A 20691-nucleotide genomic window follows, 5' to 3' on the forward strand; every position below is an offset into this window, starting at 1 on the left:
GAAGCGCCGGATGAGGGGTGTCTCTCCACAGGAGTGCTCGCGGAGAGAGGCCCCTCACCCGCCTCGCTTCGCAAGGCACCCTCTCCCACAAGGAGACCCACGAGGGGAGAGGGGAAGAACATCGCTTTGCGCTGCCCCCGCCAATCGGATAGAACGCGCACCGACCGACCCGCCAGCGAGACCGCGATATGACCGACATCTCCCCGCTCGACCAGGCCCGCATCCTGTCCGAAGCGCTGCCGCACATGCAGCAGTATGACGAGGAAACCATCGTCATCAAATATGGCGGCCATGCCATGGGCGATGAGGAGACTGCGAAGAACTTTGCCCGCGACATCGTGCTGCTCGAGCAGACCGCGATCAATCCTGTCGTGGTGCATGGCGGCGGGCCGCAGATCGCGACCATGCTCAAGCGCCTCGGCATCGTCTCGGAATTCGCCGCGGGTCTGCGCATCACCGATGCCGCGACCATCGAGATCGTCGAGATGGTGCTGGCGGGCTCGATCAACAAGCAGCTCGTCGGCTACATCAACGAGGCCGGCGGCAAGGCCGTCGGCCTCTGCGGCAAGGACGGCAACATGGTGAAGGCGTCGAAGACGACGCGCACCATCATGGATCCGGACTCGCATATCGAGAAGGCGGTCGATCTCGGCTTCGTCGGGGACCCCGAGAAGGTCGACCTCACGCTGCTCAACCAGCTGATCGGTTACGAGCTGATCCCGGTGCTGGCGCCGCTCGCGACGTCGCACGACGGCCAGACGCTGAACATCAACGCCGACACCTTTGCCGGCGCGGTCGCGGGCGCGCTGAAGGCCAAGCGCCTGTTGCTGCTCACCGACGTGCCTGGTGTGCTCGACAAGTCCAAGAAGCTCATTCCGGAGCTGTCGATCAAGGACGCGCGAAAGCTGATCGCCGACGGCACCATTTCAGGCGGCATGATCCCGAAGGTCGAGACCTGCATCTACGCGCTCGAACAGGGCGTTCAGGGCGTCGTCATCATCGACGGCAAGATGCAGCACGCGGTGCTGCTCGAGCTCTTCACCAACCAGGGCACGGGCACGCTGATCCACAAGTGATGCGGGAGCGGAAAAGGAAAGCCGTCATGGCCGGGCTCGTCCCGGCCATCCACGATCTTTCGTCCCGCGCCAACAACGTGGATGCCCGGGACAAGCCCGGGCGTGACGAGCGGAGAGAGCAGAGACAACACCACCGCCGCTCGTCCCTCACCCGCTTCATGATGACGGTGCCGGCCGCGGTCGTGTCGTTCCTCTTCTCCTCCGCGCCGGCTTTGGCCGATCTCAAAATCTGCAACCGCATGTCCTATGTCGTCGAAGCCGCGATCGGCATCGACGACAAGGCGGCGACCGCGACGCGCGGCTGGTTCAGGATCGATCCCGCCGCCTGCCGCGTGGTGGTGCAGGGCACGCTGACCGCCGACCGCATCCTGCTCAACGCCCGCGCGCTCGGCGTCTACGGCGCCTCCCCGATCCCGCAAAGCGGCAGCGACATGCTCTGCGTGGCGCAGGACAATTTCGTCATCGCCGCGGCACGACAGTGCCGCAGCGGGCAGACGCAAGTCCCGTTCACGCAAGTGACGCCGACGCAAGGCGCGGACGGCAACCTCGTTGCCTACCTCGCCGAGGATTCCGAATATGACGACGAGCAGGCGCGCCTCGCCGGCATCCAGCGACTGCTGGTGATCGCCGGCTACGACGCAGCGCCGATCGACGGAGTCGACGGGCCGAAGACGCAAGCCGCGCTCGCCGCCTTCCTGAAGAGCCGCGGCCTGTCGTCGGACATCGTGGGCTCACAAACCTTCTTCAAGACCATGGTCGATGCGGTGCAGACGCCCTCCGCGACCGGGCTGACCTGGTGCAACGACACGCCGCACAAGGTGATGGCGGCGATCGCGACCGATGACGGCAAGTCCGTGACGAGCCGCGGCTGGTATCGCATCGATCCCAAGACCTGCCTGCACCCCGACGTGACCGGTCAGCCGAAGCAGATCTTCAGCTTCGCGGAAGCGGTCGATGCCGACAACCGCGTCGTCAAGCTCAAGGACCGGCCGCTGAACTGGGGCGGCGACAGGCAGCTCTGCACGCGCGAGACCAAGTTCGAGACCAGCGAGCAGACCGATTGCGGCGCGCGCGGTTTTACGCCGACGGGCTTTGGCACCGTCGACATGTCGAGCGGCGGCAAGACGCTGCGGTTCGCGGTGCCGTGATCGAGATGGTTGTCATGAAAACTCCCCGCAGCTTCGCGCATGTCGACACCTGGGTGTTCGATCTCGACAACACGCTCTATCCGCATCACGTCAATCTGTGGCAGCAGGTCGATGCGCGGATCGGGGAGTTCGTCTGCAACTGGCTGAACGTCGGCCCGGAGCAAGCGCGCAAGATCCAGAAGGATTATTACCTTCGCTTCGGCACCACGATGCGCGGCATGATGACGCTGCATGGCGTCCGCGCCGACGACTATCTCGCTTACGTCCACAAGATCGACCACTCGCCGCTCGAGCCGAACCCGGCTCTCGGCGCAGCCATCGCAAAGCTGCCGGGCCGGAAGCTTATCCTCACCAATGGCTCGGTCGACCATGTCGACGCGGTGCTGGCGCGGCTTGGCTTCGCCAGCCATTTCGACGGCGTGTTCGACATCATCGCCGCCGAGTTCGAACCGAAACCGGCGCCGCAGACCTACCAGAAATTCCTCAGCCAGCATGCGGTCGATCCGACCCGCGCCGCCATGTTCGAAGACCTCGCCCGCAACCTCACCGTCCCGCACCAGCTCGGCATGACCACGGTGCTGGTGGTGCCGGACGGGACGAAAGAAGTGGTGCGCGAGGACTGGGAGCTGGAGGGTCGGGACGCGGCCCATGTCGATCACGTCACGGATGATCTGGCGGGGTTTTTGGGCAGGCTGTCACCACAATAGCCGCCGCCGTCCCGGGCGAGCGTAAGCGCAGACGCGGGCCCCATAACTACGGGATTTGGTCGTAGCGCGAGGTCGCAACTTCCGAGTCTTCGCCAAAGCGCTCCCTGTGGTTACTGCGCGCGCCTGATGGCGCGCTTGTGCGGGACGACGGGAGAGTATGCTTGACTCCACCCTTCCAAATCCCGAAAAAGCGCTCCAATCTCGTCAAAATTCCCGCGTCCCCAGAGGAAATTCCCGATGTCCCTTGCAGCCCTCGAATCCACCATCAACAGCGCCTTCGAGGCGCGTGACGGCATCTCGACCACGACCAAGGGCGAGGTGCGCGAGGCCGTGGACCAGGCGCTGGAGACCCTGGACAAGGGCGAGGCGCGCGTTGCCGAGCGCGGCGCTGACGGCAAGTGGAAGGTCAATCAGTGGCTGAAGAAGGCCGTGCTGCTGTCCTTCCGCCTCAACGACATGGGCGTCATTCACGGCGGCCCGGGCAAGGCGACCTGGTGGGACAAGGTGCCCTCGAAGTTCGAGGGCTGGGGCGAGAACCGTTTTCGCGATGCCGGATTTCGCGCGGTGCCGGGGGCAGTGGTGCGCCGCTCGGCGTTCATCGCCAAGAACGTCGTCTTGATGCCGTCCTTCGTCAATCTCGGCGCTTATGTCGATGAGAGCACGATGGTCGACACCTGGGCCACCGTCGGCTCCTGCGCGCAGATCGGCAAGCGCGTCCACATCTCCGGCGGCGCCGGCATCGGCGGCGTGCTCGAGCCGCTGCAGGCCGAACCTGTCATCATCGAGGACGACTGCTTCATCGGCGCGCGCTCCGAAGTCGCCGAAGGCGTGATCGTGCGCAAGGGCGCGGTGCTGGCGATGGGCGTGTTCCTGGGCGCCTCGACCAAGATCGTCGATCGCGAGACCGGCGAGGTCTTCATGGGCGAAGTGCCCGAATATTCGGTGGTGGTGCCCGGCGCGCTGCCCGGCAAGCCGATGAAGAACGGCCAGATCGGCCCGAGCACCGCCTGCGCCGTGATCGTCAAGCGCGTCGACGAGCGGACGCGGTCGAAGACGAGCATCAACGAGCTGCTGCGGGATTGATCGGAGGGCTGGGACCAGAGCCGCGAGATCGAAATTGTCCCGCCCAGCGCTAGCCCACCCGGCGGCATGCATGTTAAGCGGGGCGCATGACCGATGCTCTCTCCATTGCCCGTGACCTCATCCGCTGCCCCTCGGTGACACCGGCCGATGCCGGTGCGCTGGGGGTGCTCGAAAAAGCCCTCGGCGCCGCCGGCTTCACCTGCCACCGCGTGACCTTCAGCGAGGAAGGCACCGCCGACGTCGACAATCTCTATGCGCGGATCGGCACGGAAGGACCGCACATCACCTTTGCCGGCCACACCGACGTGGTGCCGCCGGGCGACGAGAGCGCCTGGAGCGTCGGCGCGTTCTCGGGCGAGGTGAAGGACGGCGTCCTGCACGGCCGCGGCGCGGTCGACATGAAGGGCGGTATTGCCTGCTCGGTCGCTGCAGCGCTGGAGCATCTCGCCGCCAATGGCGGCAAGCCGCGCAGCGACGGCAAGGGTTCGATCTCGTTCCTGATCACGGGCGATGAGGAAGACGTCTCCATCAACGGCACCATCAAGCTGCTCAAATGGGTCGCCGAGCGCGGCGAAAAATTCGATCATTGCGTGCTCGGCGAGCCCTCCAATGTCGAGACGCTCGGCGACACCATCAAGGTCGGCCGGCGCGGCTCGCAATCGGGCACGCTTTACGTCGACGGCGTGCAGGGCCATGTCGCCTATCCGCACCGCGCCTCCAATCCGGTGCCGGATATCTCACGGCTGATCGTTGCGATCTCCGACGAGCCGCTCGACCACGGCAGCGCGCAATTCCAGGCCTCCAATCTGGAATTCGTCTCCGTCGATGTCGGCAACAAGGCCTTCAACGTCATCCCGGGCGAGGCCCGCGCGAAATTCAACATCCGCTACAACGACAACCACACCCAGGCGTCCTTGCGCGAATTGGTCGAGACGCGTCTCGCCAAAGCCTGCGGCAACCGCATCAAGGCCCGCATCGTCTGGGAGCCCTCGAACTCCAATGTGTTCGTGACCAAGCCGGGGCCGTTCACCGATCTTGCGGTGTCCGCGATCGAGGAGGTCACCGCTCGCAAGCCCGAGCTGTCGACCTCGGGCGGCACGTCGGATGCGCGCTTCATCTCCAGCTATTGCCCGGTGATCGAGTTCGGCCTGGTCGGGCAGACCATGCATCAGGTCGACGAGCGCGTGCCGGTGGCCGATTTGGAGAAGCTGACGAAGGTGTATCGCGGGATTTTGGCGAGGTATTTTGCTTGAGGCACGATATCGCCAAACATTCCGCCGTCATCGCCCGGCTTGTGTTCAGCCCGGGGACATGACCGACGGGTGTTCGGGGACATAGCCGACACATCATAGTGCAGGGATTTGGCAGTAAAGGAGGCCAAGTCCATGCCCTGGCGAGAGGTGTCGGTGATGGATCAGCGGCGGGAGTTCGTGCGGCTTGCGATGCAGGAGGGAGCGACCGGCGGGAGCTCTGCCGGCGGTTCAATATCCATCCCGACACGGGCTACAAATGGCTTGCACGATGGCAAGCGGATCAGAATGTCGACGACCGCTCGCGCCGACCGCATGCGAGCCCGGGACAGACCGATTGCGAGCTTGAGGCACGTATTCTCGCGGTACGCGATGCCCATCCGGCATGGGGAGCTCGCAAGATAGCTCACTGCCTGGAGCGCAATGGCTTGCGTTCGCCAGCAGTCTCAACAGTTCATCAGATCTTGCGTCGGTCTGGCCGCATCAAGCCTCCGATCGGCGGCCCGACGGCAAGCCAGCGTTTCGAGATGCCGGCCCCCAATCTGTTGTGGCAGATGGACTTCAAAGGCTGGGTTCGGCTCGGCAATGATACCCAGTGCCATCCTCTGACGGTGGTGGATGACCACTCCCGCTATGATCTGTGCCTGCAGGCCTGTGCCGATCAACGCACAGATACCGTGCGCAGCCGCTTGGAGAAGACCTTTCGCCACTACGGGCTCCCGGAGGCTTTCTTCGTCGACAATGGTTCGCCCTGGGGTGATCCTTCCGGCGAGCGATGGACACGGTTCTCGGTGTGGCTGCTCAAGCTTGGCGTCGCCGTCATCCACAGCCGCCCATATCACCCGCAAAGCCGCGGCAAGAATGAACGATTCCACCGCACCCTCGCGGCTGAGGTGTTCGCACTGCGACAGTTCCGCGATCTCGCAGAGACGCAGCGTGCCTTCGACGCCTGGCGGGAAGTCTACAACTTCGAACGGCCACACGAGGCGCTCGGACAACAGGTCCCGGCCAGTCGATATCGGCCCAGCCAGCGACCAATGCCCGATCGATTGCCACAGGTCGAATACGACAGCCATGAGATCGTGCGCCGCGTCTCCACGACCAAAGCCTATGTCAGCTTCAAGGGACGTCTTTGGAAAGTGCCACAGGCCTTCCGTGGCGAGCGCCTCGCCATCCGCCCCTCGGCAAACGATGCGCAATACGGGATCTTCTTTGCCGCCCACCAAGTCGCTATCATCGACTTGGCGAGCGGAGAATGTGTCGGCTATGTCCCCGAACACCCGTCGGTCATGTCCCCGGGCTGAACACTTGACCGGGCGATCCAGTATTCCAGAGACGGCAGCGATTGAGCCGAGAGGCCGCGGCGTACTGGATGCCCCGGTCAAGCCGGGGCATGACACCGAGGGTTTGGCAAGAGCGTGTCCTGTGCGCCGCTCGCCTAATAATCCACCTTCATCAGATACAGCCCCTCGGGCGGGGCGACGATGCCGCAGGCGGCGCGGTTGCGGGCTGCGAGTGCGGCGGAGAGATCGTCGGCGGTCCAGCGGCCCTCGCCGACCCAGACCAGCGAGCCCACCATCGAGCGCACCTGGCTGTGCAGGAACGAGCGCGCCGAGGTGATGACCGTGATCTCGCGGCCGTCGCGGATCACGTCGAGCTGGTCGAGCGTCTTCTCCGGCGATTTGGCCTGGCACTCGGTGTCGCGGAACGTGGTGAAATCGTGCTTGCCGAGCAGGCGCTGTGCCGCCGCATGCATCGCGTCGGCATCGAGCTTGCGCGGCACGCGCCAGGCGTGGCCGACGTCGAGCGCGAGATTGGCGCGGGTGTTGATGATGCGGTAGCGATAGTGGCGCTTGACGGCCGAAAAACGCGCCTCGAACGTATCAGGCACGATCTCGGCCTCGAGCACCGCAATCGGATGCGGGCGCAGATGCGCATTGAGGCCGTCGCGAAAACGGCCCGGCGGAAACTGCTTGTCGACGTCGACATGCGCGACCTGGCCACGGGCATGCACGCCGGCATCGGTGCGGCCGGCACCATGCACCCGCAAATCCGCGCCGGTCATCGCCTTCACGGCCGCCTGCAGCGCGCCCTGCACCGAGGGCAGCGTCTCCTGCACCTGCCAGCCGAAGAACGGCGCGCCGTCATATTCGATGGTGAGCTTGTAGCGGGGCATCAAGAAAACCGCATCGGCGGCTTGACCGGCACGCCGCGCAGGAACTCCGCGGCCTGCATGCGCGCCTTGCCCTCGCGCTGCAGCTCGATGATGCGGATGGCGCCGTCGCCGCAGGCGACGGTGAGGAGATCGTCGAGCACCTCGCCAGGGACGCCGGAGCCCTTTGCCAATTCGCAACGCAGGATTTTAACGCGCGCATTCTCGAGCTCGGCCCAGGCGCCGGGGAACGGCGAGAGGCCATGGATGTGCCGAAGCACCGCGCGCGCGGGCTTGGTCCAATCGATCCGGGCCTCGGCCTTGTCGATCTTGGCGGCATAGGTGACGCCGTCCTCGCTCTGCTTCTTGAGCTGGAGGCCGCCGCGGTCGAGCGCGGCCATCGCGCGCACCATCAGGTCGGCTCCCAACCGGGACAGGCGATCGTGCAGGTCCTGCGCGGTCATGTCGTCGGTGATTGCGATCCGTTCGGCCATGGCGACGTCGCCGGTGTCGAGGCCGACATCCATCTTCATCACCATCACGCCGCTCTCGGCATCACCTGCCATGATCGCACGGTTGATGGGCGCGGCGCCGCGCCAGCGCGGCAGCAGCGAAGCATGCAGATTGTAGCAACCGAGCTTGGGCGCATCGAGGATCGCCTGCGGCAGGATCATGCCGTAGGCGACGACGACGGCCGCGTCGGCATCGAAGGCGCGGAACTCTTCCAGCGCCTCCGGCGTCTTCAGCGTTTTCGGCGTCAGCACGGGAACGCCGAGCTTTCGTGCAGCTTCCTCGACCGGCGTCGGCTGCAATTGCAGGCCGCGCCGCCCGCCCGGCTTCGGCGCGCGGGTGTAGACCGCCGCGATCTCATGGCCATGCGCGACGAGCTCGAGCAGCGTCGGCACGGAGAAATCGGGCGTGCCCATGAAGATGAGGCGGAGGGGCATGTGGCTGCGTTCGGTGAGAGCTCTGGTTCTCCGTCATGCCCGGGCTTGTCCCGGGCATCCACGGTCTCGGCGACAAAGCAAGCAAGGCGTGGATGGCCGGGTCAAGCCCGGCCATGACGACGTGAGAGAGGCCTATTCCGCCGCGCGTTTGGCGGCTTTCTCGAACTTCTTCATGACGCGGTCGCGCTTCAGCTTCGACAGATAATCGACGAACAGCACGCCGTTGAGATGGTCGATCTCGTGCTGGATGCAGGTGGCGTAGAGGCCTTCGGCGTCCTCCTCATGCACCTTGCCGTCGAGATCGGTGAAGCGCACGCGCACCTTCGCGGGGCGCTCGACCTCCTCGTAATATTCGGGGATCGACAGGCAGCCCTCCTCGTAAGTGGAGAGTTCCGCGGAGGAAGCGAGGATCTCGGGATTGATGAAGACGCGCGGCTCGTGCTTGGTCTCGCCGCTCTCGTCGCGCTTGGCGAGGTCCATGGTGATCAGACGCAAGGGCTGCGCGACCTGGATCGCGGCGAGGCCAATGCCGGGCGCGTCGTACATGGTCTCGAACATGTCGTCGGCAAGCTTGCGGATCTCGGCCGTGACCTTCTCGATCGGCTTGGAGACCAGGCGCAGCTGCTTGTCGGGCAGGATGATGATTTCTCGTAGGGCCATGGCGGCGATTTAAGCTGCGCGCCGGGTGCGGTCAATGCGGCCAGGAACCCCGTTAACCCTCCGCGGACCACAAAGCTTCAGGTTTCGTTAACCAAAAAAGGTAGGGAGTTGTTAGCCGCCGATGTTCCCTCTTCGTTCGCGCCTGACCGCGAATCGGCTAGAAGGGCTGGCATGAACGAGATCATTGTCATGCTCGGCGACTGGCCGGTGCGCACCGTCGATGCGCTGATCGGCTTCGGCGCCCTGGTCCTCATCCTGCTGGTTGTGATTGCGGTGGTGATCGCGCGCTCGGGGCGGCGCGGCGCGGAACTCGCGATGGCGCACGCGATCCGGGCCGACGAGCTCGAGGAGCGCCTCAGCGAGGTGCTGCGCGCCCAGAGCGAAGCCTCGGGCCGGGTCGACGCCATGACCCAGGCGCTGGCCGGCCGGCAGGCCGAGATGGCGCGCGCGGTCAACGAGCGGCTGGATTCGGTCACCCACCGCGTCGGCCAATCCATGGAACATTCGACCCGCAACACCATGGAGAGCCTGCGCGCGCTGCATGAGCGGCTCGGCATCATCGACAGCGCGCATAAGAACCTCACCGACCTCACCACCCAGGTGACCACCCTGCGCGACGTGCTCGCCAACAAGCAGTCGCGAGGCGCCTTCGGCCAGGCCCGGATGGAGGCGATCGTCCAGGACGGTCTTCCCAAAGGCTCCTACGAGTTCCAGTTCACGCTCTCGACCGGCAAGCGCCCCGACTGCGTCGTGTTCCTGCCCGATCAGCGCCCGCTCTGCATCGATGCGAAGTTCCCGCTGGAGGCGATGACGGCGCTGCACGATGCCCGCACCGACGAGGAGCGGCGCGTTGCCACGCAGCGCCTGCGCGCCGACGTGATGAAGCATGTCAGCGATATCGCCGAAAAATATCTCGTCACCGGCGAGACCCAGGAGATGGCGCTGATGTTCGTGCCGTCGGAATCGGTCTATGCCGAGATCCATGACGGCTTCGACGACGTGATCCAGAAGGCCTATCGCGCCCGAATCGTGCTGGTGTCGCCCTCGCTCTTGATGCTCGCGATCCAGGTGATGCAGCAGATCATGAAGGATGCGCGCATGCGCGACGCCGCCGACCAGATCCGCACCGAGGTAATCAAGCTCGGCGACGACCTGGGCCGCCTGCGCGACCGCGTGCTGAAGCTGCAAAAACATTTTGCCGATGTGAACGAGGACGTCCGCCAGGTGCTGATCTCCGCCGACAAGATCGAAAAGCGCGCGGGGAGAATCGAGGAGCTCGATTTCAGCAAGAGCGATGCGGCGGCGGAGGGCCCGCGGCTGGTCGCGACGGCTGCGCCGGAACTGTTTCCGCGGAAGCTCCAGGCGGGGGAGTGAGATTAGGCACACTGTCATGCCCCGCGAAGGCGGGGCATCCAGTACGCCGCAGCGGCTGTGATTGTGCCGAGACGCTGATGAATACTGGATCGTCCGCCCCCGTGCGCAATTGCGCACAAGGCGGACGATGACACCGTTGGGGTGGTCGCATGGGCGGACGCCATTACTACGTCTACATTCTCGCCAGCAAGATCGGCGGAACGCTGTACATCGGCGTGACGAACGATCTCATCCGCCGAGTGGCCGAGCACAAGTCAAAACTCATCGAAAGCTTCACGGAGAAGTACGAGGTCGCTCGACTTGTCTACTTCGAGCAGTTCGACGATCCCGAGAATGCGATCAAGCGGGAGAAGCGGTTGAAGAAGTGGAACAGGGCCTGGAAGGTTCGGTTAATCGAGAAAGAGAACCCCAATTGGGATGATCTTTATCCCGGGATAGCCGGACCACCATGAGGGTGTCATGCCCCGCGAAGGCGGGGCATCCAGTACGCCGCGGCGGCTGTGATTGAACCGAGACGCTGGTGATTACTGGATCGTCCGCCTTCGCGGACGATGACACCGAGAGGGCGACGACAGCTCCTTTGTGGCGACAGGAACGACACCCGTCCCCAAAATCTGCTAACACCACCCCATGACCGCACCCGACGCGACTTCCCCTGCCGCGACTTCCGCACCCGCCATCTCCTGGCGCGACAGCCTTGCCGTTTACCTGCAGCCGCGGGTGCTGATCGTGCTGTTCCTCGGCTTCTCCTCGGGGCTGCCGCTGGCATTGTCAGGCTCGACGCTGCTGGTGTGGATGCGGGAGGCCGGGGTCGATCTCAAGACCATCGGGCTGTTCGCGCTGGTCGGCACGCCCTATACGCTGAAATTCCTGTGGGCGCCGCTGGTCGACGCGATGCATGTGCCATTGTTCACCCGCGCCTTCGGGCGGCGGCGCGGCTGGCTTGTATTCTCGCAGTTGCTGCTGATCGTCGCGATCCTGCTGCTGGCGATCACCGATCCGGCACGGTCGCCGTTCTACGTCGCGCTCGGCGCGCTGCTGGTGGCGACGACATCGTCGACGCAGGACATCGTGGTCGATGCCTTCCGCGTCGAGAGCCTGCCCGAGAGCGAGCAGGCCGCCGGCATGGCATCATACGTCGCGGCCTACCGCATCGGCATGCTGGTGTCGACCGCGGGCGCGCTGTTCATCGTCTCCGGCTTCGAGGGCACCGGCATCACCCGCACCTCGGCGTGGATGTGGGGCTATGTGGTGATGGCGGCAATGGTGCTGATCGGGACGATCACGGCGCTGATCGCGACCGAGCCCGAGCAATCGGTGCGCGCCGAAGCCGCGACCAAGGCCGAGACTGCGTTCGCGCGCGTGCTGCACGCGGCGATCGGCGCCTTCTCGGAATTCCTCTCGCGCAAGGATGCGCTCGCTGCGCTCGCCTTCGTGGTGCTGTTCAAGTTCACCGACGCCTTCTCGGGCACGATGACGGCGCCGTTCGTGATCGACCTCGGCTTCTCGCGCAACGACTATGCGGCGATCGTAAAGGGCGTCGGGCTCGCTGCGACGCTGATCGGCGGCTTTGCCGGCGGCTTCGTCGCGCGCCGCTACTCCCTGGCGACCTCGCTCTGGATCGGCGGCGTGGTGCAGGCGCTCGCCAATTTGTCCTTCTCCTGGCTCGCCGTGGTCGGCACCAATCAATGGGCGCTGGCGCTCGCCATCTGCGCCGAGAACTTCACCAGCGCGATCGGCACCGTGATCTTCGTCGCCTATCTTTCGGCGCTGTGCCAGAACCCGCTGCACACGGCGACGCAATATGCGCTGCTCACCGCGCTCGCGGCGGTGGGACGGACCTATCTGTCATCCGGCGCCGGCTTCGTGGCCGACACCACGGGCTGGGCGCTGTTCTTCGTGATCTGCGTGCTGGTGGCGATCCCGAGCCTGATCCTGCTGGCGTACCTGCAGAAGCGCGGGCATTTCGAGGCGCTGGGGCCGGTGCGGGTTTGACGCTCTACCCGCCGTCTTGCGAGCGAAGCGAAGCAATCCAGACTGCCGCGGTCGGAAGCAGTCTGGATTTGCTTCGTCGCAAGGGCTCCTCACAATGACGGCGGAGAGAGCGGTATGCGTCGCCCGCCCCCTACTGCTTCTTGATCAGGCTCCACTTCGTGATCACGGCCTCGCTCATCTGGCCGGCATCGCTGGCGCAGGCGATCTCGTCGACCTTGACCGAGATCTCCTTGCCGACGAACGACTTCAACTGCGCGGCCTGCGCGTCGCTGGAGGTGACGAGCTGGAAGGTTTCGGGGCCGGTCTCGAGATTGCAGAGCCCGTTCGGCGGCGGCAGGCGGCGCGGCTCGGAGGTGATCTGGTAGGTCGCAACGCGCTTGCCGTTCTTGGCGTCGCGCACCTTCATCGCGTTGAGCTCGCCGGAGAGCACGTCGCCGGTGTTGATCGGCTTGCCGGGCTTGGACGGCGGCGGCGCCTCGTCGCCCTGCTGCGCGGAGATGGCCGGGCTCACCAGCATCGTCATCATCGCGACCAAAGCCAAGCGTGTGGCGAAAAGTTTCGTCATGTCGTCCGTTCCGTAAAGTCTGGATGGAGATTCTCGTTTTGACGCGTTTTCTTCACGCGAACCGGTATCCACTTCGCTCGAAAACGCCTTAGAACAGGGTACGCTGCCGCATCGCAGCCGATAGCGTACCTTCATCGAGATAATCAAGCTCGCCACCGACAGGCACGCCATGGGCAAGCCGCGTCACCTTCACATTGGCGTCCTGAAGCAGGTCGGTGATGTAATGCGCCGTGGTCTGGCCGTCCACCGTCGCATTCAGCGCCAGGATGATCTCGTGCACCTGCGGGTCATGCGCGCGCGCCACCAGCGCGTCGATGCTGAGATCCTGCGGGCCGACGCCGTCGAGCGGCGACAATGTCGCGCCGAGTACATGATAGCGTCCCTGGGTCGCATTGGCCCGCTCCAGGGCCCAGAGGTCGGCGACGTCGGCGACGACGACGATGATGGAGGGATCGCGCTTCGGATCGGTGCAGACGATGCAGGGGTTTTGCGTGTCGATGTTGCCGCAGGTCTTGCACACCTCGACCTTGTCGAGCGCGACCTGAAGGGCCGAGGACAACGGCATCATCAGCGCTTCGCGCTTCTTGATCAGGTGCAGCGCCGCGCGCCGCGCCGAGCGCGGACCAAGGCCCGGCAGCCGTGCGAGCAGCTGGACCAGCCGCTCGATCTCAGGACCTGCAACGGCGCCCATCTTACTGGCCGAACAGCCCCGGCGGCAGGCCGAGCCCGCCGGTGAGGGCCTGCATCTTCTCCTGCATGGCGGCCTCCGCCTTGCGGCGCGCATCACCAAAGGCGGTGACGAGCAGGTCTTCCAGCACCTCGCGTTCCTCCGCCTTCATCAGCGAGGGATCGATCTTGATGCCCTTCACGTCCATCTTGGCGGTCATGCGCACGGCGACGAGGCCACCGCCGGAGATGCCCTCGACCTCGACGTTGGCGAGCTGGTCCTGCATCTCCTGCATCTTGGATTGCAGCTGCGCCGCCTGCTTCATCATGCCGAGAAAATCAGCCATCGGTGCCTGTCCTTGAAAGATTGGCTCAGAGATCGTCGCCGTCGGAACCGTCGAGCGGATCGTCACTGCCATAGTCCGCGTTAATATTGGATTCCGGCGTCTCGGGGGCAAGCCTCCGGACCTCGACGACCTTGGCGCCGGGGAAACGCGACAGCACCTCCTGCACACGCGGATCGGCTTCCGCGGTACGGGCATGCTCCTGCTTCGCGGCCTGGTTCACCGAGCGCAGCGTCGGCTGGCCCTGCTCGTTGGAAACGATCACGGTCCAGCGCCGGCCGGTCCAAAGCTCGAATTTTTTCGCGAGCTCCGAGATCATGGTCTTGGAGGCGTTGGGCTCGAGCGCGACTTCCAGCCGCCCCTCCTCGAAACGGACGAGGCGCATGTCGCCCTCGAGCGCGCCCTTGGTGAGGAGGTCGCGCTTCTGGCCCGCCAGCGCGACGAGCTGGGTGAAGCTGGTGATGCGCAGCTGCGGCGCTGCACCTTGCGGATCCGGCGCCGGCGCCGCCATCTGCGGCCGGGCAGCGCCGCCGCCGAACGAGGACGGCGAGGATGTCGGCATGCGCACGGGGGCTGCGGACGCAACCGGCGCGGAAGGCGCGCTGCGCGCCGCACCGCCGCCGCTCACGACCTGAGAGCCGCCGCCGTTCTGCTCCAGCATCCTGATCGCTTCGTCGGGCGTCGGCAGGTCGGCCACATAGGCGATGCGCACCAGAACCATTTCCGCCGCCGCAGCGGGGCGCGTTGCGGCCTGGACCTCGGCGATGCCCTTGAGCAGCATCTGCCACATCCGCGACAGCACGCGCATGGAAACCTTGGATGCGAAGTCCCGCGCGCGAACCCGCTCGGTCTCGCCATAGGCGACATTGTCGGCCGTCGCCGGCACGATCTTCACACGGGTGACGAAATTGACGAATTCGGCGAGGTCGGAGAGCACGACGATCGGGTCGGCGCCGACATCGTACTGGTCACGGAACTCCCTGAACGCGGCCGCGATGTCGCCGCGCACCAGCGAATCGAACAGGTCGATGACACGGGTGCGGTCGGCGAGGCCCAGCATCTGCCTGACCGCATCGGCCTTCACGGCGCCAGCCGCATGGGCGATCGCCTGATCCAGCAGCGATAGCGAATCGCGCACCGAGCCTTCGGCGGCGCGCGCGATGATGCCGAGCGCCTCGGGCTCGATCTCGACGCTCTCCCTGACCGCAATGTTGGCAAGGTGCTTCATCAGCACGTCGGCCTCGACGCGGCGCAGGTCGAAGCGCTGGCAGCGCGACAGCACCGTGACCGGAACCTTGCGGATCTCGGTGGTCGCGAACACGAACTTGGCGTGCTCCGGCGGCTCCTCCAGCGTCTTCAGGAAGGCGTTGAACGCTGCCGTCGACAGCATGTGGACTTCGTCGATGATGTAGACCTTGTAGCGGGCGCTGGCGGGGGCATAGCGCACGCTGTCATTGATCTGGCGGACGTCGTCGACGCCGGTGTGCGAGGCGGCGTCCATCTCCAGCACGTCCATGTGCCGGCTTTCCATGATCGCCTGGCAATGCACACCCAACGTCGGCATGTGGATGGTCGGCCCCTGCACCGAACCATCCGACATCTCGTAGTTGAGCGCGCGGGCGAGGATGCGCGCGGTGGTGGTCTTGCCGACGCCGCGGACGCCGGTGAGAATCCAGGCCTGCGGGATGCGGCCGGTCTCGAACGCATTGGAGACGGTGCGGACCACGGCCTCCTGGCCGATCAGGTCGTCGAATGAAGAAGGGCGGTATTTGCGCGCCAGCACCCGGTAGGGCGCGTTGCCAGCCGGGCCGGCGCTATCAGGATTGGGAGGGGCGCCAGCGTCGGTCATCGGTCGATCCGCAATGAAATCTCTCTCGGCCGGCTTTTGCGGAAAGGAGCGCGCTGGCAGGGGACCCGCCGGCGCAATTCGCTCGGAAAAAGGTAGGAGACTGACGAGCGACCCGATCCGGACCTCGTTAGGGCTGCTTCCTTCCGGACCTGACCCGGTTGGCGAGTGGCTCGTCCACCGCCAATCTCCCGGTCCCTATTTGGGGCCAAAGGGAGCGGAAAGCAAGCGGGTATCGGGTCGAACGGCGTGAGTTTGCCCAGCCTCCGGGCAATTCCCGGCCTGCCCAGCCGATAGGCTGTGCTTTCGCCGCCGGGACCACCTTGCTAAGAACGCTGCCGGAACTCCATCCAACCAGAAGAGCGATTGATCCCAATGGTTACACGTCGTGATGTTGCATCGATTGTCGGGCTTGGTGCGGTGACCGCCGCCGCGCTGGCTGCGCCGGCCGTGGCCCAGACCGCTGATCCGAACGAATCGACCTTCGCCCGCATCCGCCGGACCAAGAAGATGCGGATCGGCGCGGTCGGCGGCGGCGCGCCGTATTACATGAAGGACCTCGCATCCGGCCAGTGGAAGGGCTTTTACATCGACATCGCCAAGGCCCTCGCCGACGATGTGGAGGCCGAGCTCGAGATCACCGAGACCACCTGGGGCAATTCGGTGCTCGACCTGCAGGCCAACAAGATCGACATCTTCTTCGGCCTCAACCCGACCCCGAAACGCGCGCTCGTGGTCGACTTCTCGGTGCCGGTGTTCAACAACGCCTTCGCCATCCTCTGCAAGAAAGACTTCAAGCCGAAGAGCTGGGCCGAATTGAACTCGCCCGACATCAGGATCGCGGTCGACCAGGGCTCCTCGCACGACCAGGTCGTCAGCCGCCTGACGCCGAAGGCGCAGATCACGCGGCTGAAAACCGCGGACGATGCCACCGCCGCGCTGCAGACCGGCCGCGTCGACGCGCAGTGCCTGATCACCATGCTGTCGCTCACCGTGCTGAAGAAGAACCCCTCGCTCGGCCAGCTCGTGCTGCCGACGCCGATCTTCGCGACGACGTCGAATGCCGGCTTCCGCCGCGAGACTGACAAGACCTGGCGCGACTACGTCAACACCTGGATCGACTTCAACAAGGGCCTCGGCTTCATCCGCAACGCGATCATCACCAACATGGAGCTGGTGGGTGTGACGGAGGCGGACATTCCGCCGGGCGTGTCGCTGTAGCGCATGATTGGGCGCCGCTGCATCGGTAATCTCGCTGCGCCCCCTCTCCCGCCTACGCCGCTTGCGGGAGAGGGTTGGGGAGAGGGTGGCTCAGCTGGCAAGACTCCCCCAGAGGAAAGAACCCTCACCCGTGCCGCATCTTCGATGCGGCACGACCTCTCCCGCAAGCGGGAGAGGTGAAGCAAGAAAGCACGCATGTATCAGTGGGACTTCGGCATCCTCTGGAGCTATCGCTGGCTCTTTCTCAACGGGCTCGGCGTCACCGTCGGCTTTACCGTGGTCATCGTCGTTTGCGGGCTGCTATTCGGCCTGCTCGGCGCATTCGGCAGCCTGTCGCGCCTTCGGGTGCTGCGCCTTGCCGCGCTCGCCTTCATCGAGGCGTTCCGCTGCACGCCGATCCTGGTACAGCTGATATGGTTCTATTACGCGCTGCCGATCCTCGCCGGCGTCGAGATGACGCCGATCACGGCCTCGGCGCTGGCGCTGTCGCTGTATGGCGGCTCGTTCTATTCCGAGATCATTCGCGGCGGCATCGTCTCGATCGACCGCGGCCAGTCGGAGGCAGGCGCCGCGCTCGGCATGACGCCGAGCCAGACCATGCGGCGCATCGTGCTGCCGCAGGCGATCAAGCGCATGATCCCCGCGCTGATGAACCAGTCGATCATCCAGTTCAAGAACACTTCGCTGGTGTCGGTGCTGGCGGTGCCCGACCTCGTCTATCAGAGCCAGGTTGCGGCGCATGACAGCTACCGGCCGCTGGAAACCTACACTGCGGTTGCGGTCGCCTATGCGGCGATCCTGATTCCGCTGACCATCATCGTCCGGCGCGGCGAGAAGCGACTGGCGGTGAGCGAATGAGCGAGACGCCGAAAATCGAGATCCGGTCCTTGCGCAAGAGCTTCGGCAGCAACGAGGTTCTCAAGAACATCAATCTCGATGTCGCCAAGGGCGGTGTCGTCGCGCTGATCGGGCCGTCGGGCTCCGGCAAGTCGACACTGCTCCGCTGCATCAATCTCCTGGTCGTGCCCGACGGCGGCAGCGTCCGCGTCGGCGACACCCGATTTTCATTCGGTGATGGCACAAAACTCCCCGATGTGAAGACACTCGCAAAGTTCCGCGCGACCACCGGCATGGTGTTCCAGCACTTCAACCTGTTCCCGCACATGACGACGCTGCAGAACGTGATGGAGGGACCGGTCACTGTGCGACGCATGGCCAGGGCGGACGCGGAGACGCTCGCGCGTGCACAGCTTGCAAAGGTGGGCCTCGCCGAGAAGGCCGACCAATATCCGGCGACACTCTCCGGCGGCCAGAAGCAGCGCGTTGCGATCGCGCGCGCGCTCGCGATGGAGCCTGACGTGATGCTGTTCGACGAGGCCACCTCGGCGCTCGACCCTGAATTGGTCGGCGAGGTCTTGAGCGTGATGCAGCGACTGGCGTCCGAGGGCATGACGATGGTCATCGTGACCCACGAGATCGCGTTTGCCCGCGAGGTCGCTGACCGCCTGATCTTCATGCGCGACGGAATCGTGATCGAGGAAGGCCCGGCGCGGCAGGTGATCGACCATCCGCAGGAGGCCGCGACACGCGCCTTCCTCGGCCATTTCCACCGCACCGGCGCCTTGTCGCCGGCAAATGCAGCATCGTGATGTCCGATATTGAACGCGTCTATCTCGTCACCGGCGCTGCCAGCGGCATCGGCCGCGCCACCGCAAAGCTGCTCGCAGCGCCCGGCATCGGGCTCGTGCTGCACACGCGATCGAACGAGGACGGACTCAAGGCTACCGCGGCGGAGGCGCAAGCCTGCGGTGCGGCCGTTGCAACATGCCTCGGTGATCTCGCCAATGAAGTCGCCCTGACGCGGGCATGCGCGACTGCACATCTCGATTTCGGCCGGCTCGACGGATTGATCCTGATTGGAGGCCACGCCCGCCGCGGCAGCGCGATCGGCACGCCGGCCGATCAATTCATGCAGGCGATGGACGAATCCGCTCTCGCCTTCACGCGTTTCGTGAAGCTTGCGATTCCGCAACTCCGTGCTGGGCGCGATGCGCGGATCGTCGCCGTGTCTTCCTTCGTTGCGCACGCGATCCGCCCCGAATTCGCGCCCTTTGCCGCGACCGCCGCGAGCCGCTCCGCGCTGGAAGCGCTGGTGCGGCTGACCGCGGTCGAGCTCGCTAGCGACGGCATCACCGTCAATGCGGTGGCGCCGGGCCTCATCATGAAGGACAAGCCGAGCGAGAGCAGGCTGTCGCCCGAGCAGATCGCGGCGACCGAGGCGCTGATCCCGATGCGCCGGCGCGGGCGGCCGGAGGAGGTCGCCGAGATCATCGCCTTCCTGGCATCCCCGAAAGCATCCTACGTCACCGGCCAGGTCTGGCACGTCAATGGAGGCCTGACATGACCGAAGCGAGCATCGAACGTCTCAGGCTGTTCCTGATCGAGAGCCCGATCAAGATGGCGCGCCTGCAGGGCGTCGGCAACGTCAAGGGCACGGTGAAGCGCGTCTTGATCGAGCTGACGTCGAGCGACGGCGTGGTTGGCTGGGGCGAGGCGGCGCCGTGGGAGGTGTTCACGGGAACGCCGGAAGCTGCGTTCTCCGCGCTCGATATCTATCTACGCCCCATCGTGCTCGGCAAGCCGGTGCGCCGGATCCGCGCGCTGATGGCGGAGCTCGACCGCGCACTGGTCGGACATGCCGAAGCAAAAGTCGGCATCGAGATGGCGCTGCTCGACATCGTCGGCAAGTCGTCGGGACTCTCCGTTGCCGATCTCCTCGGCGGCCGCGTGCGTGACACCATTCCCCTCTCCTTCTCGATCGCTGATCCGGATTTCGTCGCCGACCTCGAGCGCATGCGCAAGATGGTTCCGGACGGCAATGTCATCTACAAGGTCAAGACCGGCGTGAAGCCGCATCGCGAGGATCTCGCGCATCTCGAAGCGATCCGGAAGGAGTTCGGCGACAAGGTCGATCTGCGCGTCGACTACAATCAGGCGTTGGCGCCGTTCGGCGCCATCAAGACCCTGCGCGATGTCGAGGAGTTCGCGCCGACCTTCATCGAGCAGCCGGTGCCGCGCAAATTTCTCGACGTGATGGCGCAGCTCACCGCGGCACTGGAGACGCCCGTGCTCGCCGACGAGAGCTGCTTCGACCGCCGCGACATGATGGAGGTGGTGCGCCGCGAGGCGGCCGACGCGGTCTCGATCAAGCTGATGAAGGCCGGCGGCCTGTTCGAGGCCCAGGCGATCATGGCGATCGCCGACATCGCGGGCCTGCCCGGCTATGGCGGCACGCTGTGGGAGGGCGGCATTGGGCTCGCCGCCGGCACGCAGCTGATTGCGGCAACGCCGGGCATCTCGCTCGGCTGCGAATTCTACATGCCGCATCACGTGCTGACCGACGACGTGCTGGAGGAGCGCGTCGCGAATCGCAACGGCCATGTCGTGGTGCCGGATGGACCGGGTCTCGGCATCCGCGTCAGCGAAGCCTCGATTCGCGCCAATGCGCGGGTGCTGGCGGAGGTGTAGGTCGCCGCTCGCGCTACAATCTCCGCCATCGTCCCGGGCAAGCGCCAGCGCAGACCCGGAACCCATAGCCACAGAATCGAATTTGGCGAAGGCTCGGAGCTGGCAGCGCGCATAACAACCACTCCCTTT

General features: G+C 65.3%; 20 protein-coding genes, 1 other RNA gene and 2 pseudogenes. 15 read left to right on the forward strand and 8 right to left on the reverse strand.

All coding sequences use genetic code 11. The features are described from left to right. Nucleotides 1–188: 188 nt before the first annotated feature. From argB to BRAD3257_RS37470, 7 genes and pseudogenes are all read left to right on the forward strand, one after another. Complete coding sequence (argB, locus tag BRAD3257_RS37435) at nucleotides 189–1076, forward strand: acetylglutamate kinase (RefSeq protein WP_122406003.1); 888 nt, start codon at nucleotides 189–191, stop codon at nucleotides 1074–1076. Nucleotides 1077–1237: 161 nt separating this feature from the next. Beyond that, nucleotides 1238–2224, forward strand: a complete 987-nt coding sequence (locus BRAD3257_RS37445) for a DUF1036 domain-containing protein (protein WP_122406975.1) — start codon at nucleotides 1238–1240, stop codon at nucleotides 2222–2224. Between the two features lie 14 nt (nucleotides 2225–2238). Further along, on the forward strand, nucleotides 2239–2931 hold the full coding sequence (locus BRAD3257_RS37450; RefSeq protein WP_122406976.1) for a pyrimidine 5'-nucleotidase: 693 nt from the start codon (nucleotides 2239–2241) through the stop codon (nucleotides 2929–2931). A 237-nt stretch (nucleotides 2932–3168) separates the two neighbouring features. Then, nucleotides 3169–4014 carry a 2,3,4,5-tetrahydropyridine-2,6-dicarboxylate N-succinyltransferase gene (dapD, locus tag BRAD3257_RS37455; protein ID WP_122406005.1) on the forward strand — a complete coding sequence of 282 codons (846 nt, stop codon included), beginning with the start codon at nucleotides 3169–3171 and terminating at the stop codon, nucleotides 4012–4014. Further along, nucleotides 4015–4104 (forward strand): annotated as a pseudogene (locus BRAD3257_RS41640) (DUF805 domain-containing protein); the annotation flags it as partial. It abuts the gene before it with no gap. Then, entirely contained in the window at nucleotides 4101–5267 is a 1167-nt protein-coding gene (gene dapE, locus BRAD3257_RS37465) for a succinyl-diaminopimelate desuccinylase (protein ID WP_122406006.1), read from the forward strand. The pseudogene BRAD3257_RS41640 and the gene dapE, both read left to right, overlap by 4 nt. Before the next feature lie 132 nt (nucleotides 5268–5399). Then, nucleotides 5400–6568 (forward strand): annotated as a pseudogene (locus tag BRAD3257_RS37470) (IS481 family transposase). Nucleotides 6569–6702: 134 nt separating this feature from the next. Here BRAD3257_RS37470 and truA read toward each other — a convergent pair. The 3 genes from truA to def form a co-directional block, all read right to left on the reverse strand. Next, nucleotides 6703–7440, reverse strand: a complete 738-nt coding sequence (gene truA / locus BRAD3257_RS37475; protein WP_122406007.1) for a tRNA pseudouridine(38-40) synthase TruA — start codon at nucleotides 7438–7440, stop codon at nucleotides 6703–6705. Next, nucleotides 7440–8363, reverse strand: coding sequence for a methionyl-tRNA formyltransferase (gene fmt, locus BRAD3257_RS37480; protein ID WP_122406008.1), 924 nt, complete (start codon nucleotides 8361–8363; stop codon nucleotides 7440–7442). The genes truA and fmt overlap by 1 nt, the downstream gene beginning before the upstream one ends. Nucleotides 8364–8495: 132 nt before the next feature. Further along, on the reverse strand, nucleotides 8496–9023 hold the full coding sequence (gene def, locus BRAD3257_RS37485) for a peptide deformylase (protein WP_122406009.1): 528 nt from the start codon (nucleotides 9021–9023) through the stop codon (nucleotides 8496–8498). Nucleotides 9024–9194: 171 nt separating this feature from the next. Here def and BRAD3257_RS37490 point away from each other — a divergent pair, with 171 nt between their 5' ends. From BRAD3257_RS37490 to BRAD3257_RS37500, 3 genes are all read left to right on the forward strand, one after another. Continuing rightward, nucleotides 9195–10397: a DNA recombination protein RmuC gene (locus BRAD3257_RS37490; protein ID WP_122406010.1), complete on the forward strand. Its 1203-nt coding sequence runs from the start codon at nucleotides 9195–9197 to the stop codon at nucleotides 10395–10397. A 149-nt stretch (nucleotides 10398–10546) separates the two neighbouring features. Further along, complete coding sequence (locus BRAD3257_RS37495; RefSeq protein ID WP_122406011.1) at nucleotides 10547–10849, forward strand: GIY-YIG nuclease family protein; 303 nt, start codon at nucleotides 10547–10549, stop codon at nucleotides 10847–10849. Nucleotides 10850–11027: 178 nt separating this feature from the next. Next, complete coding sequence (locus tag BRAD3257_RS37500) at nucleotides 11028–12392, forward strand: AmpG family muropeptide MFS transporter (protein ID WP_122406012.1); 1365 nt, start codon at nucleotides 11028–11030, stop codon at nucleotides 12390–12392. A 130-nt stretch (nucleotides 12393–12522) separates the two neighbouring features. On the opposite strand, the gene BRAD3257_RS37505 is transcribed toward BRAD3257_RS37500, so the two are convergent. From BRAD3257_RS37505 to ffs, 5 genes are all read right to left on the reverse strand, one after another. Beyond that, nucleotides 12523–12957, reverse strand: a complete 435-nt coding sequence (locus BRAD3257_RS37505) for a hypothetical protein (protein ID WP_122406013.1) — start codon at nucleotides 12955–12957, stop codon at nucleotides 12523–12525. 88 nt (nucleotides 12958–13045) lie between these two features. Next, entirely contained in the window at nucleotides 13046–13648 is a 603-nt protein-coding gene (gene recR, locus BRAD3257_RS37510; protein WP_122406014.1) for a recombination mediator RecR, read from the reverse strand. A gap of 1 nt (nucleotide 13649) precedes the next feature. Further along, nucleotides 13650–13970 (reverse strand): YbaB/EbfC family nucleoid-associated protein, encoded by a 321-nt coding sequence (locus tag BRAD3257_RS37515; protein WP_122406015.1) that lies wholly within the window; start codon nucleotides 13968–13970, stop codon nucleotides 13650–13652. Between the two features lie 25 nt (nucleotides 13971–13995). Then, nucleotides 13996–15816 carry a DNA polymerase III subunit gamma/tau gene (locus BRAD3257_RS37520; protein WP_122406016.1) on the reverse strand — a complete coding sequence of 607 codons (1821 nt, stop codon included), beginning with the start codon at nucleotides 15814–15816 and terminating at the stop codon, nucleotides 13996–13998. A 92-nt stretch (nucleotides 15817–15908) separates the two neighbouring features. Then, nucleotides 15909–16005: signal recognition particle sRNA small type (gene ffs / locus BRAD3257_RS37525), an RNA gene on the reverse strand. A gap of 183 nt (nucleotides 16006–16188) precedes the next feature. Between ffs and BRAD3257_RS37530 the strand changes: the two genes are divergently transcribed. The 5 genes from BRAD3257_RS37530 (at nucleotide 16189) to BRAD3257_RS37550 (ending at nucleotide 20562) form a co-directional block, all read left to right on the forward strand. Then, nucleotides 16189–17034 carry a transporter substrate-binding domain-containing protein gene (locus BRAD3257_RS37530; RefSeq protein ID WP_122406017.1) on the forward strand — a complete coding sequence of 282 codons (846 nt, stop codon included), beginning with the start codon at nucleotides 16189–16191 and terminating at the stop codon, nucleotides 17032–17034. Between the two features lie 195 nt (nucleotides 17035–17229). Then, nucleotides 17230–17892, forward strand: coding sequence for an amino acid ABC transporter permease (locus BRAD3257_RS37535; RefSeq protein ID WP_122406018.1), 663 nt, complete (start codon nucleotides 17230–17232; stop codon nucleotides 17890–17892). Next, nucleotides 17889–18683, forward strand: coding sequence for an amino acid ABC transporter ATP-binding protein (locus tag BRAD3257_RS37540; protein ID WP_122406019.1), 795 nt, complete (start codon nucleotides 17889–17891; stop codon nucleotides 18681–18683). The genes BRAD3257_RS37535 and BRAD3257_RS37540 overlap by 4 nt, the downstream gene beginning before the upstream one ends. Beyond that, on the forward strand, nucleotides 18683–19438 hold the full coding sequence (locus tag BRAD3257_RS37545; protein ID WP_122406020.1) for an SDR family NAD(P)-dependent oxidoreductase: 756 nt from the start codon (nucleotides 18683–18685) through the stop codon (nucleotides 19436–19438). The genes BRAD3257_RS37540 and BRAD3257_RS37545 overlap by 1 nt, the downstream gene beginning before the upstream one ends. Next, nucleotides 19435–20562, forward strand: a complete 1128-nt coding sequence (locus BRAD3257_RS37550; RefSeq protein WP_122406021.1) for a muconate cycloisomerase family protein — start codon at nucleotides 19435–19437, stop codon at nucleotides 20560–20562. The genes BRAD3257_RS37545 and BRAD3257_RS37550 overlap by 4 nt, the downstream gene beginning before the upstream one ends. Nucleotides 20563–20691: the final 129 nt, after the last annotated feature.

The organism is Bradyrhizobium vignae (assembly GCF_900324035.1).
In the GTDB taxonomy this organism is placed as follows: domain Bacteria; phylum Pseudomonadota; class Alphaproteobacteria; order Rhizobiales; family Xanthobacteraceae; genus Bradyrhizobium; species Bradyrhizobium vignae.